We start from the raw sequence: 18,774 nt of genomic DNA, 5'->3' as shown, positions 1-18,774 counted from the left end.
TTTCTTGCTAGACTTCTTGCAGATGCAATCGATAACCAAATTGATAGTCGCAGGAGGTCATAGGCATGTGCAATGTTTCGCTTAACGGTACGAAGCCGACCGATGCCTCCATCCGTGTCCTGCGTGCGCTTGAGGCAGCCGGTCTTGAGGCTTGGTACGTGGGCGGTTGGGTCCGTGATGCCCTGATGGGGCGCCCCAGCCACGATGTTGACATGTGCTGCAGCGGCCTGTGGCAGGAGTCCAAAGCGGCGCTCGAGGCGGCTGATATTGCCGTGGTTGAGTCGGGCATCAAATTTGGCGGCATCACGGCTATTTGCGATGGCGAGCGTATTGAGGTCACCACGTACCGCCTGGATGGTTTTTATACCGACGGTCGTCATCCCCAGAGCGTGGAGCGTGCGGCGTCGCTTGAGGACGATCTGGCGCGTCGTGACTTTACCGTTAACGCTATGGCCTGGCATCCCGAGCGCGGTCTTGTCGACCGCTACGATGGCCAGGGCGACCTGAAGCGTAAGCTCATCCGCGCTGTTGGAGATCCCAAGCGTCGTTTTAACGAGGACGCGCTTCGCATGCTGCGCGCGGTGCGTTTTGCCTGCCGTCTGGATTTTATGATCGAGCCTAGGACCAAACAGGCACTTGCCGAGTGCGCGCCGCTGCTCGATGCTGTGGCGCGCGAGCGCGTGGGCATTGAGCTCGAGGGCATCCTTTCGACGGGCCACGGGGGAGACGCGATGCTGCGCTACCCCGAGCTTGTTTGCGCCGCCGTGCCCGAGCTCGCGTCCGCTCGCGGGTTTGATCAGCGCAGTGTCTATCATGCGTTTAACGTCTACGAGCATATCGCCCGCGTGCTGACGGTGGCAGGGGAGCTGGCGCTGTGCGACGGCGTCGCGCCCTCGTCGAGCCTTATGTGGGCGGCGTTTTTGCACGACGTTTCCAAACCCGAGTGCTTTACGGTCGATCACGACGGCAGCGGACACTTCTATGGTCATCCCGAGCTCGGCGCCAAGAAGGCGCGTGTCATCATGGATCGCCTAGCGCTCTCGCACGATTTGGTGCGCGATGTGTGCCTGCTGATCAAATACCATGACAAGCCGCTGCGCCCCGAGCGCTCCTGCCTGCTCAATATGATGCGCGCGCTTTCGGGCGAGGGTGTCGATACGCCGCGTCTGATGGACGAGCTCATGGACCTTAAGCGTGCCGACACGCTCGGCAAGGCGCCCTCGTGCTTCTATTACGTCGAGACGATCGAGGAGATGCGTACGCTCGCCCACGATCTGCTGCAGGCGGGGGAGCCCTATACGCTCAAGATGCTTGCCATCAATGGTGGCGATCTGATCCGCGCCGGCGTCAAGCCGGGGCCGGAGCTGGGGCAGCTTCTCAACGCTGCCCTCGACGCCGTGATCGAGGACAACATCCCCAACAACCGCGAAGCCCTCCTGGCTCATCTCAACTTGAACTAGCTAACCAGTTGACCTGCGCGTTCCATAACCTGCCGACAATTTTTTCGGCAATTTGGAATTTCTTCTTGCGCTGATGTTTTTTGTCCCGTAATATATTTCCTCGCAGCACGGCAGTGCAGATGTCATGTGGCCCGTTCGTCTAGCGGTTTAGGACGCCGCCCTCTCAAGGCGGAGATCACCAGTTCGAATCTGGTACGGGCTACCACTTCTTTTCTGCTGAGGCTTATGGCCCGTTCGTCTAGCGGTTTAGGACGCCGCCCTCTCAAGGCGGAGATCACCAGTTCGAATCTGGTACGGGCTACCATGAATCTGAGACCCGGACTTCCCACGGAAGCCCGGGTTTTTTATTTCCGAGCAAACCATCTGCAATTCCCATTTGGCCCATAGCTTTACGTTCTGCTTGTGGCCCTTGCGGGTACAATATGCAAGATATTTGGACGGTCAGAAGGAGCCTCATGACGGAGTCCTCTCAGCATACATCTAAGCCCCAGGTCGAGGTTGAGGCCTCGGGCGGCGATGACAACAAGGGTGCACGCCGCGGTGCCATTTTTATCGGCGTCGTGCTGGTTGGCTATATCGTTTATCTGATTGTGACCGGTCAGATGGGACAGTTCTGGGCCGCTATGTCGAGCGTTCAGGCGCCGTGGCTCGTTGCTGCATGCTTTTGCATGTTCCTGTACCTGTTCTTTGGCATCGTCGCCTATGCGATCGCCGTCTGGCTCGATCCCAATTCGCCCGTCGGCATTCGCGACCTGATCTCGGTCGAGGCGAGCGGTATCTTCTTTGGCAACCTGACGCCCATGATGATGGGCTCTACGCCCGCCCAGATCTACCGCCTGACCAAGGCAGGCCAAAATGTCGGCGAGGCCGGTGCCACGCAGTTCACGCGCTTTATCGTGTATCAGTTTGGCCTCGTTGCCTGGGGCGCCATTCTGCTGCTTGCCCGAATGCCGTTTTTCGCCGAGCGCTATGGCGACATGACGCTGCTGTGCGTCTTTAGCTTTGGCGGTCACTGTTGCATTCTGCTTGGCATCTTTGCCGTCGCGCTCATGCCCAAGACCGTCACGCGCGTCGCGCACTGCATCATCAATTGGCTCGAGCGAATGGGCGTCTCGGCCACCAAGATTGAGGGCTGGCGTACGTTTGTCGACGGCGAAATCTACTCTTTCTCCGAGAAGTTCAAGCTTTCAGCCGGCCACTTTTCGTCCATGCTGCTCACGGTGGTCATCACCATGTTGCAGCTCGCGTTTTTCTACCTCGTGCCGTATTTCCTGATGCTTGCCTTTGGCCACCACGAAGTCGACTTTTTCTCGGTCATGGCCGCGAGCGCCTTTGTTCAGCTCCTGAGCTCTGCTGTTCCCCTGCCCGGTGGCACCGGCGGTGCCGAGGGTGGCTTCGCGCTGTTCCTGGGTCATTTCTTTGGGTCGGCGTCGACCGCCGGTTATCTGCTGTGGCGCCTCATTACGTTTATCGCGCCGACGATTTTGGCCGCGCCCCTGCTGGGTCTTAAGAGCGCTCACAACGAGAGTATCCACTCACGCTGGGATCGCGCGATGCGCAAGCTCGGACGATCGCCTCAGACGTCCTCTAAGCCTGCAAAGCCCCATCCTGTGAATGCGGTTACCGTGGATCCCAATCAGCATGCTCAGAAGGCTTCTGGGGCCGCCAAACCCTCGCATAAGGCCTATGTGCGCCAGACAGGTGACGGCATTCGTGTGTCCCCGGCTGCTTTGAACAAAAAGAAGCTCCCTAAGGCGTAACAGTTGGTCGTGCGTTCTTCATGTTGCCGGGCTTTTTTGTGCCGGATGGGGGATAATCCTCTTACGTAGATTAACTCTCATCTGTTGATGAATGCTCACATTCCGAAGGGACACGTCCATGGACACCAGCAAACCGCGCCTCGACCGCCGCATCGTTCGCAGCCGCAATGCCATCCTTTCTGCGTTTGAGCGCCTGCTGATGGATAAACCGCTTGCCGATATTACCGTGAGTGCCATCGCGCGTGAGGCAAATGTCGATCGCAAGACCTTCTACGTGCACTTTGGCACGGTCGACGGCCTGCTCGATGCCATCGCCGCCGATGTGGTCGAGATGATCGTCGACTCGGTCGAAAAGACGCTTTCCACTATGGGCAGTGACCCCAACGAGCGCGCCCTTGGAGCGGCGGCTACCTTCTTTAAGACCATCAACGAGGCACTTTGCAATAACCTCGTGCTCAATCGCCAGCTGATTGAAAACATCCCGCTCGACGATTTTATGACGCGTTTGCGCGTGCCGCTCGAGCATGAGATTGCCGAGCGCGATCTGCTGCCCCAAGGTCTCAAGGACGAGATGTTCGACTACTATCTGGCGTTTTTGCTGTCGGGTATTATCGGAATCTATCGCACATGGGCGCTGTCTGACGGCTCGGTTCCTATCGAGCGCGTCTCGGAGGTCGCCAACGACCTGACTCTCAATGGCCTGTCGAGTCTGGAATCTCGCTTGGATTAGGCGCAGGCTCGAGTTCGTGAGGCGCTTGTCGGGGTGCAGCCCGATCGATCAGGCGACGAGCATCCCGCCGAAGCAGTCGATGACCGGGCTCAGGTAGACCTTCTCGCCGCCCGGGAGCCTGAACTCGGTGATGTCGGTGAGCCACAGCAGGTTGGGCTCGTCGGCGTGGAAATTCCTGTTTACGAGGTTCTCCGGCGCCTTGTAGACCTCGCCGGCGTAGGAGCTGTAGCCTGAGGATCCTTAAAAGAAAGTCCAGTTTATCCTTTCCACCCCAATTGGGAATCCTCCGATGCGCCTTCGCACGCTCGCATGACCTCGATACCGTGCGAGCGTGCGAACTCGACGAGCTCTGCGTTGCGGGCGTTTATGGTGCCGAAGGCGGCGGGACACACGATAAGGCGCGCGCAGTGGACGAGGAGCTCTTTGGCGCGGGCTATGGTTCTATCCCCGATCGGCTCGAAGGCGCGCTCGGCCACGCATTCCGCCGCCAGGTCGCGCGCGAGCTCGCAGTCGATGTCCCCTTCGTGCAGAACGCCCGTGTAGAACGCCTTGCCCTGCCGGATGAGCTGGCGAAACACAGCCGACCCCGTACCTGCGCCGGCGATGACGAACGTGTGCGCATCGCCGTGCGGGCGTCCAATTTCCACGCTGCCGAAGCGCTCGTTGAAGGTGCCATGTTGAAGGCCGTAGAGCTCGCCAATCGTCTCGCGCGTGAATATGTCCTCGGGTGCGCCGGCGCGGAAGACCCGGCCGTCCTTCACGCAAATCACCTTGTCGGCGCTTTTCTGCGCGAGCTCGAGTTCGTGGATGGACATGATGACAGCCACATTCCGCGATTTCGCAAGGTGGCGAAGTATTCGCAGCAGGTCGATCTGGTAGCGGATATCGAGATATGACGTGGGCTCGTCGAGCACGAGCACGCGCGGATCCTGCGCGATGGCGCGTGCGAGCATGACGCGCTGGCGTTGCCCGTCGCTTATCTGCATGAAGTCGCGCTCGGCGAGCTCTTCCACATGTGCGGTTTTCATGGCCTCGTCGACCCGACTATGGTCGTCGGGCGAGAGTGTGCCCATTCGCCCGGTGTAGGGGTGCCTTCCCGCCTCTACGACATCGCGGCAGGTGAGGAGCTCGGTCCGGGGGCGATCTGTCAGCATAACGGCAAGGTTCCTTGCAAACTCCGCCGTCTTCCATCGGGAAATCTCCCGCCCGTCGAGCTCGACTGCGCCGGCAAGCGGTGCCAGATGGCGTGTGATGGTTTTCAAGATGGTCGACTTGCCCGAGCCGTTCGGCCCGATGAGCGCCACGACGTCGCCCGCGCGAACCTCCAGATCGACGCCTTCGACTACGACCTTCTTGTCGTAGCCCGCCGACAGGTCGCTTATGTGGAAAAGCGGCGCTCCGTCAGCCTGCGTTTCGACCGTAGTTTCGAGGTTCGGCTCCGCTCGGAGGAGGCGTTCCGCGCGCAGTTCCGCACGAGCCGAAAGTGCCTTCTGGCGCTTTCGTGCGAGCTCAGGACTGTCTAAGCATGGAATGTCCCCTCCGAGCGTTTTGGGCCGCGGCACGAATTCCCCCATCTACCTCACCCGCTTCTTCAACATGAGCGCGATAACCACCGGAGCGCCGAAGATGGCGGTGACGGCGCTGATGGAAAGCTCGACGGGAGAGAACAGCGTGCGCGCGATCAAATCGCAGCCCGCGCAGAAGATGGCGCCTCCCAAGAAGCACGCAGGAATCACGCGGATGGGCTTCGACGACTTTAGCGCCGACTTCACGAGATGCGGAACCGCGATGCCTACGAACGACACCGGACCAGCGAACGCGGTCACGCAGGCGGAGAGCATGCTCGCTAGAAGGACGAGCACCACGCGGAAGCGTTCGACGTTCACGCCGACGCTTTTCGCGTAGGCTTCTCCCAGCTGGAAGGCGGAAAGGGGCTTCGATATCGCGAATACGCATGCGCTCACGGTGATCACCACGACCGCGATGACCGCGATGTCGTCCCAGCTCGAACCCGAGAAGCTACCCAAAGACCAGTTGTGCAGGTTCACGATGGACTGGTCGTCGGCGAAGGCGATGAGGAAGTTCGTCGCCGCCGAGCAGATGTATCCCACCATGACGCCCGCCACGATGAGCATGGCCATGGAACTTATGCGCCGTGCGATGAGGAGCACGAAGCCGATGGTGATAAGCGAGCCCAGAAACGCTGCGGCCACCATGGCCGGCGAAGACATGGCCATGTTCGCGCCTAGAAGTACGATCATCGTAAGCGCGACGACGAACTTTGCGCCCGAGGAGACGCCCAAGATGAACGGGTCGGCGATGGGGTTGTTGAAAAACGTCTGCAGCAGGAACCCGGAAAGCGAAAGTGCCCCGCCGAGAAGCACGGCTGAAAGCACGCGCGGCAGGCGAATCTCCCGGATGACCTGGCTTTCCATGGAATTGGCCGCGCCGCCCGAAAGGATGCCGGGGATGTGGTCTGCGGGCACGAGCACGCTCCCGATGCACAGGTTGGCCCCGACGAGCACGATGAGGGCAACAGCGAGCAGCGCCGTCACGACGCGACACCGCGCGGCGCGCCCCGATTCGTCGTATGCCATGGAAAGCCGGCTTCTCATGGCGCTAACCGAGCTTCCTCAGATAATGGAAGTCGCTCGCGTTATCGCCGGTGAACGCCCCGTGCAGCTCGTCGATAATGTCGGCGGTAGAAGTCATCTGCTGGTACATGTCGGCGCTTGTGACCCAGACGTTGCCGTTCTTCACGGCTTTGAACTGCGACAATAGCGCGTTTTTGCCTACGAAGTCGTTCAAGGTGGTAACTGACTCGTCGATGGTGCCGTTGTAGACGATGATGTCGGCATCCTTCGCCGTCGCGTAGAAGCGCTCCATTTCGAGCGTTACTGACGAACCTGACGTCGACGACGCCTGCGCGTCATCGAGCGCATAGCTGCCGCCTGCAAGCTCGATCATCTGCGCCACGTAGTCGCCCGCCCGCCGCGTGACGGCGGCCCCGTTCGAGTTAATGTAGAAATACGCCACGGTTTTACCTGACGACGCGAGCCCCGACGTTTGCTCGACGCGGGCCTTCTGCTCGTTGAACAGGTGCGCGGCCTCGTCTTCCTTGTCGAATAGGACGCCGAAAAGCTTAATCCACTCAACGCGCCCGAGTGCTTCGGGCTCGCTCGACGACTGTTCGGTGAGCACGACGAGCCCGAGCTTCTGCAGCTTTTCCTTCACATCGGGCGTGTGGTTGATCATGGTGTTCTCGATGGCGAGCGTGCAGCCCGAGGCCGATATTCGCTCGTAGTCGGGCGCGCTGTACTTGCCGCCGTAGGCGATCGCCCCACTTTCGAGTGCGCTTTTGAAGCCCACGACCGAGCAGTCGTCGGCCTTCGTGCCCGACATGATGATATTGTCGTTCGCATCGAGCGCGTCGACTAGGCACATCGTCGCCGACGACACGAGGTACACCTTGTCGGCGGGGCGCCTTATGACCGCGATGTCGGAGCTCAACCCATCAGGTACCTTCGCATCTTGCGGCACCACGAGGAAACGTTCTCCATTCGAAACGCAGATAAGCCGCAGACCGCCTTCGAACTCGTCGACAGTGAAGTGCTCGGCGTATTCAAGCTGAAGCGCCCCCGTCGGCTCCCAGCCGCAGCCCAAATCGGCGTTGTGGAAGTCGGCCGCGGCGCTTGAAGCCGTTCCTGCAGGGGAGCCGCCGCTTGCATCGTCGCCCGATTTCTCCTTCATGGTGGATGAGTCGAAGTGGATCGTGTAGTCGATGGTGTGCGGCGTCGACATGGCGACGGTCTCGGCCGACACGGCGATGTCCTCGTCGAGCGTGACGGGTATCTCGAACGTGGAGTTGCCGCCGTCGTTTACGGGCGCGTAGTCCACGCCGTCGACGGTCATCTTGTCGTAGTTCGAACTCGACCAGGTGATGGTCGCGGTGTAGGTGTCGCCATCTTTCACAATTGTGGTGGGTGAGGCGATGCTTGCGCGCCCTGACCCGCCGGAAAGCGAGACATTCACAGTGTATTCCTGAGAGCCCGCCGTGCCACCGGTCGCGTTCGGGCTCGCACTGCACCCCGCGAAGGGAAGCGCGAGCAGGGCGACGAGAACGCAGGCGATCGCGCGCGCCGCGATGCTGCGGCGCTTCCTGTTTTCCCCCTTGGGAAGAATCGACCGCATGGCGTTACTTCAGTGCGTCGGCGCGCAGATCGACGCCGGCGGATTCGAACACGAGCGTGCGGTCGTACCACTGCTCTTTTCTAATACTCCACGCGGCACAGGCGGTGTCCTCGTCGAGCGCATCAACGGGCACGTCGTAGGTGTACTTGCCTTCCCCGTTTTCCACATAGGGGATGAAGTCTGCCTCGCTCGCGGCGGCAGCCTCGTCGCCCGTGCCCATGAAGAGCTTGCCGTAGCCCGTGCCGGAAAGCGTCATCACGCAGTGCATGGAGCCGTTTTCCACGATGAGCTGGGCGTCCACAATCCTGAACATGTTCGAGCTGGAATCTACGGTGATCGGATAGGTGCCGTCGGCTACCTTGTCGGCGGTGATGGGGGCAGCGCTTGCGCCCTCGGTCGCATCGGCCGCCTGCTCGGTCTTTTCCTGGGAATCGGTATTGCTTGCCTTTGCGCTGTCGCTTGAATTTCCGGCGCAGCCGGCGATCGAGAACGCGAGAAGCGCCGCCGACAGGGCGAAGACGAGGGTTTTCTTCAACATGGAGGGGTTCCTTTCAATCGCTTCTACCGCCCGCGCCGTGCGGTGGGCGGGCGGGATGCGAATGCAACGGGCATGCGCCGTCGGTCGGGGAAGGCGCATGCCCGTTGCACGGGGACGCGACCGGCGCCCCCGTGCGCGGCGAGTTTACAGCTTGGCGATGGCGTCGTCCACGTGCGAGACGTAGATGTCGTCGACCGCGGCGTTCTGTCCCAGACCCTGGAGCAGGCACGTCACTTCGAAGCCGGCGGCCACGAACTTCGCAGCCCAGCTGTCGGGGTCGGTCTCGTCTGCCATGTCGTTGTTCGCGTGGTCGCCCGCGACCACCATGAACGGCGCGAGCACGGCCTTCTTGTACCCTGCGGCGCTCGCAGCGGCGATAACATCCTCGCAGGTCGGTTCAGCCTCGACGGTGCCGACGAAGAACTGCGTCAAGCCCTCGTTCTTGAACACTTCCTGCATCTTGGCATAGTCGGCGTTGGAATCGGCTTCGGTGCCGTGGCCCATGAGGCACAGCGCCGTCTTGCCGTCGTCGAAGGACGCCATGTTCTCCTTAATGGCTGCGGCCACCTTCTTGTAGTCGTCGTCGGAGGTGAGCAGCGGGTCGCCGAGCGAGATCTTGTCGAACTTGTCGGCGTACTTGTCGAGCTCGTCTTTCACGTCGGCGTATTCCAGGCCAGCCATGAGATGCGTCGGCTGCACGACGATTTCCTTCACGCCGTCTTCCACGCAGCGGTCGAGCGCCTCGGTCATGTTGTCGATCGTGATGCCGTCGCGCTTCTTCAGTTTGTCGATGATGATCTGCGCGGTGAAGGCGCGGCGGATGTCGTAGTCCTGCCAGTACTTCTCGCGGATAGCGTCTTCGATGGCGCCGATGGTGATGTGGCGCGAGTCGTTGTAGCTCGTGCCGAAGCTCGTGACGAGAATGACCGGCTTCACGGCCTTCTCCTTTTCGCTCGATTTCTCGGGACTCGCGGAGGTGCTGGAGCAGCCCGCGAGCGCGAATCCGGCGAGCGCGACGGCTCCGGTTGCTGCGGCGCCCATGAAGCCGCGGCGTGACATCTGGTCGGACATGGTTTTCCCTTTCCTCGGTTTGCCGGTCCCCCGGCGACAGTTGCTTATCGGCACAAGCGAAAGAAAAGCGCGCTCGTCCGCAAAGGGATAGCGCGCCTGTTTCTTGCATTCGAAAGGGAAGCGCACTCCTCGGGGTTCACAAGGAGATAACGCCACGGCGATGCCGTGAGGAAAAGGCGAAGCAGTCTGGCTTGGGGCGCGAGGCGGTTCGCCCGCGCGTCCTACACAGCAATGTCCCTTGCCCAGGATTCCCACCTGGTTCCCTCCGCAAGCCAGCGCGGGCTGTGTGGGCGCCGCGCCGGTCATTTCCTTTTATTCGATTGTCATATGCTCGTTGCCGAAACTACCACTATGATAGTGGGCGTTTGTGGGCGTGTCAAAGCCAGGGCGGGCGGCATTGCGCCTCCTGCCTACGTATTTGCGCCGATTGCCGCTGCGGGCGCCGTGTCTTGCCTGCTGCGCGAAGGGCGGCGTAAACGGTTGCGATGAGAAACGGGAAGGGAAGGCTCGGATGATTCATATTGTTGGCGCAGGTTCGGGCGCCGCCGACCTTATCACGCTGCGCGGGGCGCGTCTTCTGCGCGCGGCCGACGTGGTCGTTTGGGCGGGGAGCCTTGTGAACCCCGAGCTGCTCGCCGAGTGCAAGGAATCCTGCGTCGTCTACGACAGCGCGCACATGACCTTGGAGGAAGTGCTCGACGTGATGTGCGCGGCGGATGCGCGGGGCGAGGAAGTGGTGCGCCTGCACACGGGCGACCCGTGCCTGTACGGCGCCATCCAGGAGCAGATGGACGCGCTCGACGCGCGCGGCGTGGACTACGAGGTGGTGCCCGGCGTGTCGAGCTTTTGCGGTGCCGCGGCGGCGCTTCGCCAGGAATACACGCTGCCGGGAATCAGCCAGTCGGTCGTGATCACGCGGCTTTCCGGGCGCACCCCCATGCCCGCGGGCGAGGGCATGCGCACCATGGCGGAAAGCGGCTCGACTATGGTCATCTTCCTGAGCTCGGGTATGCTCGCCGAGCTTTCCGCCGAGCTTTTGGCCGCGGGCCGCAGCTCCGACGAGCCGGCGGCGCTCGTGTACAAGGCGACCTGGCCTGAGGAGCGCGTGGTGCGATGCACAGTGGGCACGCTCGCCGATGCGGGCGCGCGAGAGGGCATCGACCGCACGGCGCTCGTGGTGGTGGGCCGCGTGCTCGGAGCTCGCGGCGGGCTTGCGCACAACGGCGCGCAAGCGGAGTCGTACGAGCGCAGCAAGCTTTACGACCCTTCGTTTGCCACAGGGTATCGGAAGGCGAGCAGCTAGCGTGGCCTTCGAGCACTACATATATACCGGGACGACCCGCCTGCGCTGCGGCTACACCACGGGGAGCTGCGCCGCGCTCGCGGCGAAGGCGGCCTGCGAGATGCTCTTGTCACGAAAGCCCGTCGGCCGCGTGTCGATCGTCGCCCCCGGCGGGCTGCCCGTCGAGGCGAACGTGGTCGACGCATGTATCGGCGAGGGGTGCGCCCAGTGCGCCGTGCGAAAGGACGCAGGCGACGATGCCGATGTGACCGACGGCGTGCTCGTGTACGCGCGCGTGGAACATGCGGGGTCGGGCACGGGTGCTGCGGGCAGCAAGGGCGTGCCCGCGCGCGAATCGGAAGTTTCCGTCGATGGCGGCGTGGGCGTGGGGCGCGTGACGTTGCCCGGGCTCGAGCAGCCGGTGGGGGCGGCCGCCATCAACGCGACGCCGCGCGCGATGATCACTTCGGCGGTGCGCGAGGTGTGCGCCGCGCACGGCTTTTCTGGAAATATCGCTGTGACGATTTCGGTACCCGAGGGTGTTGCCCTTGCCGAAAAGACCTTCAACCCGCACCTGGGGATAGAGGACGGCATCTCCATCCTGGGCACGACGGGCATCGTCGAGCCGCGCAGCCTCGCTGCCTTGCGCGACAGCATCGAGCTCGAGATCCGGCAGCATGCGGCTATGGGGCGGCGCGGAGTCGTGCTCACGCCCGGCAACTACGGCGCACAGTTCATCTCGGGGCATTTCCACCTAAACGGTGCGCCGGTGGTCTTCATCTCCAACTTCGTGGGCGATGCGATTGATTGCTGCGTTCGCGAGGGATTTACCAATGTCCTTCTTGTGGGACACATCGGCAAGCTGGTGAAGGTCGCGGGTGGCATCATGGACACCCATTCGCGTACCGCCGACTGCCGCGCGGAGATTCTGGCCGCCCACGCGGCCTTGGCCGGCGCGGGCACGAAGACCGTGCGCGAGATCATGTCGTCGGTCACGACCACGGCGGCGCTCGAGGTAATCGAGGCCGCCGGCGTGGGGGACGCTGCGCGCGCCTCGCTCGCTGCGGCAATCGATGACAGGTTGCGCCGCCGCGCGGCGGGCGCATGCGACATCGCCGCGGTCGTGTTCGACGCCGAGCGCCGAGAGCTTTTCCGCACGTCGGGCGCCGATGCAGTTATCGGGGAATTGGGGGCTACGTATGAGTAAAGGCGTGCTGTACGGGGTGGGCACGGGGCCTGGCGACCCCGAGCTGCTCACGATCAAGGCCGTCCGCACAATCGAATCGTGTCCGGTCATCGCCGCACCGCAGACGGCGGACGGGGCCATGGTCGCGCTCGACATCGTGCGCGGCGCCGTCGACCTTACAGGCAAGACGGTGATCCCCGTGCGATTCTCGATGACGCGCGACGCCGAGCGCCGCACGGCCGAGCATGCCTCGCTTGTTCGCGAGCTTGTCGCGCACCTGGATGCGGTCCGCGACGTCGCGCTGCTGAACCTGGGGGACCCGAGCATCTACGCCACCTTCCAGCGCATAGCGCCCGACGTTCGCGCCTGCGGGTTCGAGGCGCGCGCCATTCCCGGCGTGCCGAGCTTCTGCGCGGTCGCCGCAGCGCTCGAGCGCGACCTCACGCCCGAGATGTCGTCGCCTCTGCACATCGTGCCCGGCGGCTACGACGACGTGCGCCGCGCAATCGGCTGGCCGGGGACGAAGGTGGTCATGAAGGCGCGCCGCTCGCTTGCGGACACGAAGCGCATCCTTCGCGAGGAGGGCGCCTTCGACGGTGCCGAGCTCGTAGAGGACTGTGGGCTTCCGGGCGAGCGCGTGTACCGCTCGCTCGACGATGTGCCCGATCGGGGCAGCTACTTCTCGACGATGGTGGTGCGCTAGATGAGGGTTTCCTGCATAGCGTTCACTGAGAGGGGGTATGCGTTGGCGGAGCGCATCGCACACGCGCTTTCCGATTGCGCGCAGACAGGTGAAGATGACCCTGGCTGGGACGTTTCCGTTTCGCGCGGGTTCGGCGAGTGGAAGGCCGACCTGCGCGCATGGACGGCGCTCGCGTGGGAAGCGTCGGACGCGCTTCTGTTCGTGGGCGCGGCGGGCATCGCCGTGCGGGCGATCGCGCCGCATGTCGCCTCGAAGGCAAGCGATTCCGCGGTTGTGGCGATCGACGAGGCGGGGCGCTTTGCCGTCCCGCTTTTGTCGGGGCATTTGGGCGGTGCGAACGAGCTTGCGCAAACTGTGGCACGCGCGGCAGGGGCCATCCCCGTCATCACCACGGCGACCGACGTCCGCGGCGTGTGGGCGGTGGATACGTGGGCTCGCTGTGCGGGGCTCGCCGTTTCGAATCCCGAAGCCATCAAGCGAGTGTCGGCGCGGCTGCTTTCGGGCGGGCGCGTGGCGCTCTATTCCGACATGCCGATTTCGGGACAGCTGCCTGAGGGGGTTGACATTGCGTCCGACCGCGCTCGGGCCGATATTGTCGTGTCGCCGTTCGCTGGCGCGAATGCAGGTGCGTCCGTTCGCGCGGCGGAGACAACGGGCGAGGTCGTGCCCGCCGGTGAGACGGGGAAGCCGGCGGGCGTGCGGGCGCAGACGTCTGCGCCCGAGCCGCTTCGCCTTGTCGTGCCCTGCATCGTTGCGGGCATAGGGTGCCGTCGCGGTGCGTGCGCCGAAGCGATCGGGGAGACGTTTCTTCTCGCGTGCGGGCAGGCGGGTATCTCGCCTTCGGCCGTGCGCGAAGCGGCGACGATCGACGTGAAGGCGCACGAGGAGGGTCTGCTCGCCTTCTGTCGCGCGCGCAATATCCCGCTTGTGACGTATTCCGCAGAGGAGTTGTCGCAGGTCGAAGGCAGCGTTTCGCCATCTGATTTCGTGCGCGCGACGGTGGGGGTCGACAACGTGTGCGAGCGCGCGGCGCTCGCGGACGGGGGCAAACTTATCTTCCCGAAGCTCGCTCACGGCGGCGTGACCGTCGCGTTTTCCAAGGTAACTATCGAACTTTCGTTTAAGGAGCGGTGATGGGAAAGCTCTTCGTGGTGGGGATCGGTCCGGGCGGCCCCGACGGCATGACGATTGCGGCTCGGCGCGCGCTCGAGGCGGCCGACATCGTTGTGGGGTACACGAAATACGTGGAGCTCGCGCTCGCCGCCGTGCCCGACGCGGCGCATCTCGCGACGCCGATGATGCACGAGGTCGAACGGTGCCGCCTGGCGCTTTCGCGCGCGCAGAGCGGAGAAGCCGTGGCGCTCGTGTGCAGCGGTGACGCGGGCGTGTACGGCATGGCGAGCCCCGTGCTGGAGCTTGCGGAGGACTACCCCGATGTAGACGTGGAAGTTATCGCCGGGGCCACCGCGGCTCAGAGCGGGTCGGCGGTGCTCGGCGCCCCGCTTGCCCACGACTTCGCGGTCGTGTCGCTCTCCGACCTGCTTACGCCGTGGGAGGTCATCGAGCGCAGGCTCGCCGCCGTGGCGAGCGCCGACTTCTGCATCTGTTTGTACAACCCGCGCAGCAGAAAGCGCGCCGACAGGCTCTCGCGCGCGGCGAAGATTATGCTCGAATGGAAGGCCCCCGACACGCTCTGCGGCTGGGTACGCAACATCGGGCGCGAGGGGCAGCAGTCGGGCATGTGCAAGCTCTCCGAGCTGGGGGAGTTCGACGCCGACATGTTCACCACCGTGTTCGTCGGCAACGCGGACACGAAGCGCGTAGGCGGCCGTATGGTCACGCCGCGCGGGTATCGGGAGATTCCATGCGAAAGGTAACGATCATCGGGGCGGGGCCCGGAAACCCCGACTTGCTCTCGCGCGCGGCGCTCGACGCGATCGACATCGCCGACGTGGTCATCGGCGCTCATCGCGCGCTTGTCAGCATCGACGTGCCGCCCGACGTGGTGAGATGCGAGCTCGTGAAGACGGCGGATATCGTCGCCGCTCTCACCGATGCGGCGTCGTGGCAGCGCGCCGTGGTCGTGATGACGGGCGATGTGGGGCTGTTCAGCGGCGCGCGCCGCCTGGTGGAGGCGCTCTCCGGCGACGCGCGGGTGGACGTGCGCGTCATTCCCGGCATAAGCTCAGCGTCGTATCTCGCCGCGCGCCTCGCGCGTCCATGGCAGGATTGGCGCTTCGCGAGCGCTCACGGCGTGGCGTGCGACATCGTGGCCGAGGCCGAGCGCGCAGGTGAGCTCTTCCTCGCCACGTCGGGCGGGGAAGACCCCTCGCGGCTTTCGGGCGAGCTTGTGCAGGCGGGCTTCGGGGACGCGCGCGTGACGGTGGCCGAGCGCCTGTCGTACCCCGACGAGCGCATCACCTGCGCGACCGCAAGTGAAATCGCAGGTCAGACGTTCGACGACTTGAACGTGATGCTTATCGAGTTCGCAGGCTGCGCCGGGTCGCCTGCGGGCTCTAGCGCAGCCTCCGAGGCGCCGGCCGGCGCGTCTGCGCCCGCGGCTGCTTCTTTCGCGGCGGACTCTGCGGGCGCATCCCGCGCCGCGAGCTCCCGCTGGCCGTACGCTTCCTCGGGCATTCCCGACGAGCTCTTCATCCGCGGCGACGTTCCCATGACCAAGCAGGAGGTGCGCGCCGTCGCGCTCGCGAAGCTGCGCCTTACCGCGACCGACACCGTGTGGGATGTCGGCGCCGGCACGGGGAGCGTGTCGATCGAGGCGGCGCTCGTCGCGCGAGCGGGGTCGGTATGGGCGGTCGAGCGCAACGCGGCCGGCGTGCGGCTCATCCGAGAGAACGCGGATGCATTCGGGTGCGGCAACGTGCATGCGGTCCCCGGTGTCGCCCCCGAAGCGCTCGCGAAACTGCCTGTCCCCGACGCCGTGTTCGTCGGCGGGAGCGCGGGCGAGCTTCCCTCCATCGTGGAGGCGGCGCTCGAGAAGAACTCGCAGGTTCGCCTGTGCGTGCCATGCGTCACCGTTGAGACGCTCACCGAGGCGTGCGCGCTCCTCTCGGGTTCGCGCTTTAAGGGGTTCGAGGCGTGCCAGGTGTCGGCCGCCCGCGCTGAGGCTGTAGGCTCGCACCATCTTATGAAGGCGCAAAACCCCGTGTTCCTCGTCAGTGCGCGCGGTGCGAGCGCGGATGCCGAGGAGCTTGCCGAAGTCGGCGCGCTTGCTGAGTCGCCTTTCGGGGAGGACCCCTCTGTCGAGGGGAACCCATCCGTTGAGGTGGTCTCGCTTGCTAACTGCAACGCCGCAGGTGGGGAAGGCGGTGCCCGGTGAGCACGTCCATCCCGCGCTTCATGGTCGCTGCGCCCTCGAGCGGGAGCGGCAAGACGGTCGTCACGTGCGCGCTCCTGCGCGCGCTCGCGCGCCGCGGCCTTGCATGCGCAGCCTTCAAATGCGGCCCCGACTACATTGACCCGCTCTTTCATCGCCGCGTCGTGGGTGCGTGCTCGGGCAACTTAGACGGCTTCTTCACTGACGCCCCGACGCTGCGCGCCCTGCTCGCACGCGGCGCCGCGGGCGCGGATGTCGCGGTGCTCGAGGGGGTCATGGGCTTCTACGACGGCATGGCGCCCGGCGTGGCCGACGCGAGCAGCTATCAGGTTGCGCGCGACACGGAAACGCCGGTCGTTTTAGTGGTGAACGGGCGCGGGGCGTCTTTATCGCTCGCCGCCGTAATCCGCGGCATCGCCGAGTTCCTGCCTTGTGCGAACGTGCGCGGCGTCGTGCTGAACAAGACGAGCGCCGCTGCCTGCGCCTACGCGGCGCCTGCGATCGAGAAGCACACGGGCGTCGCGGTTTTGGGGAATATCCCCGCCGACGAGGCGTTCTCGCTCGAAAGCCGGCATCTGGGGCTTGTGACCGCCGACGAGGTCGAGCAGCTCTCCGCGCGCATCGGCAAGATGGCCGAGCTGGTGGAAAAGAGCATCGACGTCGACCGCTTGCTCGAAATAGCGGCGACGGCACCCGATATCCGCGAGGAACCTTACCGGTTGGAGCCGATCGCGGGAGCGCGGCCCATCGTCGCCGTCGCGCGTGACGAGGCGTTCTCGTTCTATTACGAGGAGAATCTGCGCGCGCTCGAGGACCTGGGTTGCGAGCTGGCCTTTTTCAGCCCCCTGTGTGATAGCGAGTTGCCCCGGGGGACAAGCGCCCTCTATCTGGGGGGCGGCTACCCGGAGCTCCATGCGCGGCAGCTCTCCGAGAACGTGTCGATGCGCGAGGCGGTGCGGCGCGCGGTGGAATCCGGCATGCCGACGGTCGCCGAATGCGGTGGGTTTCTGTACCTGCAGCGCGAAATCGCCGATAGCGAGGGGCGGCGCTGGCCTGTTGCGGGCGCCCTTGAGGGCGCAAGCGAGAACGGGGGAAGGCTGTCCCATTTCGGGTACGTGGAGCTCACTTCCCAACGCGACGGGCTCTACGGGCCACGCGGCACACGCATCCGCGCGCACGAGTTCCACTACTGGCAGTCCACCTGCCCGGGCGGCGACTTCTGGGCGCAGAAGCCCCGGCGCGACAAGGGCTGGCCGTGCATGACGACCACCCCGTCCCTGGTGGCGGGCTTCCCGCATGTGTACTATCCTGCGAACCCCGACGTTGCGCGCGCGTTCGCGTCTGCCGCAGCGTCGTTCGCAGAGAGGAGACGGCATGGCTGAAGCAACCGAAACCGCGCTTGCCTGCATCCGCGAGGAAGTCGAGCGCGCGTTCTCGTCGGCGCCGGGCGCCGTGCTCGAAGCCGCGCTTTCCCGGATCGCGCCCGCAGACGAGTGCGCCCGTGCCGCCGCGTACGCCGCGTGGGACTCCATCGCGCACCCCTTGGGGGGATTGGGCGACTTTGAAGACGCCGTCGCGTGTATCGCCGCAGCTCAGGGGAGCGCCGAGGTGGCCGAGTTTCCCCGTGCGCTCGCGGTATTCTTCTCCGACAACGGGGTCGTTGCCGAAGGCGTGTCGCAAAGCGGGCAAGATGTGACGCGAGCCGTCGCGCGCAACATGTGCGAGGGGGCCGCGAGCGCCTGCCGCATGGCGGCGTTCGCGGGTGCCGAGGTCGTGCCCGTCGACGTGGGTATGGCCCGGGGCATAGAAGACGCGCGCATGGTGCGCGCGAACGTGCGGCGGGGGAGCGGCAACATCGCTCACGGCTCCGCTATGTCTCGCGATGGGGCCGTGCGCGCGATCGAGGTCGGAATCGCCGTCGCGTGCGGGCTTGCCCGCGCCGGCGTGCGCCTTCTCGCCGCGGGCGAGATGGGCATCGGCAACACGACCACCTCGGCGGCGGTGGCCGCAGTGCTCATCCGGGCGGACGCGCGGAGCCTTGTCGGGCGCGGCGCGGGGCTCTCGGACGCCTCGCTCGCGCGCAAGCGCGACGTGGTCGAGCGCGCTATCGACGCGAACTCGCCCGATCCCGCCGACCCGATCGACGTGCTCTCGAAGGTGGGCGGCTTCGACATCGCTGCGATGTGCGGCTTCTACCTGGGGGCCGCGGTCTCGAAGGCGCCGGCGCTCCTCGACGGGGTCATATCCTGCACGGCGGCCCTGTGCGCGGCGCGCCTGTGCCCCAACGCCTTGGGCTACCTCGTGGGCACCCACGCATCAAGCGAACCCGCAAGCCGGGAGCTCCTTCGCGAGCTCGGCATAAAGGCGCCCCTCGACGCAGGCATGCACTTGGGCGAGGGCGCGGGCGCCATGGCGTATCTCCCCCTTCTGGATTCGGCGCTGCGCGTGTACCGGGATGGGAAGACGTTCACGGCGACTGGCATGGCTGCTTACGAGCATTTCGAGGCCGGGAAATGACA

Annotated in this window: 16 protein-coding genes, 2 tRNA genes and 1 pseudogene; 13 read left to right on the top strand and 6 right to left on the bottom strand. The window is 64.6% G+C overall.

Features of this window, described 5'->3' with window-relative positions:
* Positions 1–65 precede the first annotated feature (65 nt).
* From DXD48_RS04100 to DXD48_RS04080, 5 genes are all read left to right on the top strand, one after another.
* Positions 66–1,460 carry a CCA tRNA nucleotidyltransferase gene (locus DXD48_RS04100; protein ID WP_117564110.1) on the top strand — a complete coding sequence of 465 codons (1,395 nt, stop codon included), beginning with the start codon at positions 66–68 and terminating at the stop codon, positions 1,458–1,460.
* A 128-nt stretch (positions 1,461–1,588) separates the two neighbouring features.
* Positions 1,589–1,665: transfer RNA gene (locus DXD48_RS04095), tRNA-Glu, on the top strand.
* A gap of 22 nt (positions 1,666–1,687) precedes the next feature.
* Positions 1,688–1,764 (top strand) — tRNA-Glu (locus tag DXD48_RS04090).
* A 151-nt stretch (positions 1,765–1,915) separates the two neighbouring features.
* Positions 1,916–3,220 (top strand): lysylphosphatidylglycerol synthase transmembrane domain-containing protein, encoded by a 1,305-nt coding sequence (locus tag DXD48_RS04085; RefSeq protein WP_117564109.1) that lies wholly within the window; start codon positions 1,916–1,918, stop codon positions 3,218–3,220.
* A 118-nt stretch (positions 3,221–3,338) separates the two neighbouring features.
* Entirely contained in the window at positions 3,339–3,950 is a 612-nt protein-coding gene (locus DXD48_RS04080; RefSeq protein ID WP_158548925.1) for a TetR/AcrR family transcriptional regulator, read from the top strand.
* A gap of 51 nt (positions 3,951–4,001) precedes the next feature.
* On the opposite strand, the pseudogene DXD48_RS10230 reads toward DXD48_RS04080, so the two are convergent.
* From DXD48_RS10230 to DXD48_RS04050, 6 genes and pseudogenes are all read right to left on the bottom strand, one after another.
* Positions 4,002–4,178: pseudogene (locus DXD48_RS10230) on the bottom strand (IS3 family transposase); the annotation flags it as partial.
* Between the two features lie 29 nt (positions 4,179–4,207).
* A complete protein-coding gene (locus tag DXD48_RS04070) occupies positions 4,208–5,524 on the bottom strand; it encodes an ABC transporter ATP-binding protein (RefSeq protein WP_117564107.1) in 1,317 nt (438 codons plus the stop codon).
* Complete coding sequence (locus DXD48_RS04065; RefSeq protein ID WP_117564106.1) at positions 5,525–6,547, bottom strand: iron ABC transporter permease; 1,023 nt, start codon at positions 6,545–6,547, stop codon at positions 5,525–5,527.
* Between the two features lie 22 nt (positions 6,548–6,569).
* Complete coding sequence (locus tag DXD48_RS04060) at positions 6,570–8,141, bottom strand: ABC transporter substrate-binding protein (protein ID WP_147324141.1); 1,572 nt, start codon at positions 8,139–8,141, stop codon at positions 6,570–6,572.
* A 4-nt stretch (positions 8,142–8,145) separates the two neighbouring features.
* Positions 8,146–8,679 carry a hypothetical protein gene (locus DXD48_RS04055; protein WP_117564104.1) on the bottom strand — a complete coding sequence of 178 codons (534 nt, stop codon included), beginning with the start codon at positions 8,677–8,679 and terminating at the stop codon, positions 8,146–8,148.
* A gap of 144 nt (positions 8,680–8,823) precedes the next feature.
* Positions 8,824–9,750 (bottom strand): sirohydrochlorin cobaltochelatase, encoded by a 927-nt coding sequence (locus tag DXD48_RS04050; protein WP_089571781.1) that lies wholly within the window; start codon positions 9,748–9,750, stop codon positions 8,824–8,826.
* Positions 9,751–10,261: 511 nt separating this feature from the next.
* Here DXD48_RS04050 and cobM point away from each other — a divergent pair.
* From cobM to cobT, 8 genes are read left to right on the top strand one after another with little or no spacing between them, the layout of a single operon-like run.
* The gene (gene cobM / locus DXD48_RS04045; protein WP_089571784.1) at positions 10,262–11,053 is read left to right on the top strand and encodes a precorrin-4 C(11)-methyltransferase; all 792 of its coding nucleotides are present in this window, start codon (positions 10,262–10,264) and stop codon (positions 11,051–11,053) included.
* Position 11,054: 1 nt separating this feature from the next.
* The gene (cbiD, locus tag DXD48_RS04040; RefSeq protein ID WP_233514963.1) at positions 11,055–12,239 is read left to right on the top strand and encodes a cobalt-precorrin-5B (C(1))-methyltransferase CbiD; all 1,185 of its coding nucleotides are present in this window, start codon (positions 11,055–11,057) and stop codon (positions 12,237–12,239) included.
* Positions 12,232–12,921, top strand: coding sequence for a precorrin-2 C(20)-methyltransferase (gene cobI, locus DXD48_RS04035; protein ID WP_089571786.1), 690 nt, complete (start codon positions 12,232–12,234; stop codon positions 12,919–12,921). The genes cbiD and cobI overlap by 8 nt, the downstream gene beginning before the upstream one ends.
* A complete protein-coding gene (locus DXD48_RS04030; RefSeq protein ID WP_117564103.1) occupies positions 12,922–14,055 on the top strand; it encodes a cobalt-precorrin 5A hydrolase in 1,134 nt (377 codons plus the stop codon). It begins immediately after the preceding gene.
* Complete coding sequence (gene cobJ / locus DXD48_RS04025) at positions 14,055–14,798, top strand: precorrin-3B C(17)-methyltransferase (protein WP_117564102.1); 744 nt, start codon at positions 14,055–14,057, stop codon at positions 14,796–14,798. Before DXD48_RS04030 ends, cobJ begins: the two co-directional genes overlap by 1 nt.
* Positions 14,786–16,258 carry a precorrin-6y C5,15-methyltransferase (decarboxylating) subunit CbiE gene (cbiE, locus tag DXD48_RS04020; protein ID WP_117564101.1) on the top strand — a complete coding sequence of 491 codons (1,473 nt, stop codon included), beginning with the start codon at positions 14,786–14,788 and terminating at the stop codon, positions 16,256–16,258. The genes cobJ and cbiE overlap by 13 nt, the downstream gene beginning before the upstream one ends.
* Positions 16,255–17,637, top strand: a complete 1,383-nt coding sequence (locus DXD48_RS04015; protein ID WP_233506735.1) for a cobyrinate a,c-diamide synthase — start codon at positions 16,255–16,257, stop codon at positions 17,635–17,637. The genes cbiE and DXD48_RS04015 overlap by 4 nt, the downstream gene beginning before the upstream one ends.
* Entirely contained in the window at positions 17,630–18,772 is a 1,143-nt protein-coding gene (gene cobT, locus DXD48_RS04010; protein WP_117564100.1) for a nicotinate-nucleotide--dimethylbenzimidazole phosphoribosyltransferase, read from the top strand. Before DXD48_RS04015 ends, cobT begins: the two co-directional genes overlap by 8 nt.
* Positions 18,773–18,774: the final 2 nt, after the last annotated feature.

It is taken from the genome of Collinsella sp. TM05-37 (genome assembly GCF_003436455.1).
Lineage (GTDB): Bacteria > Actinomycetota > Coriobacteriia > Coriobacteriales > Coriobacteriaceae > Collinsella.
This window is presented reverse-complemented; position numbering and strand designations above follow the sequence as displayed.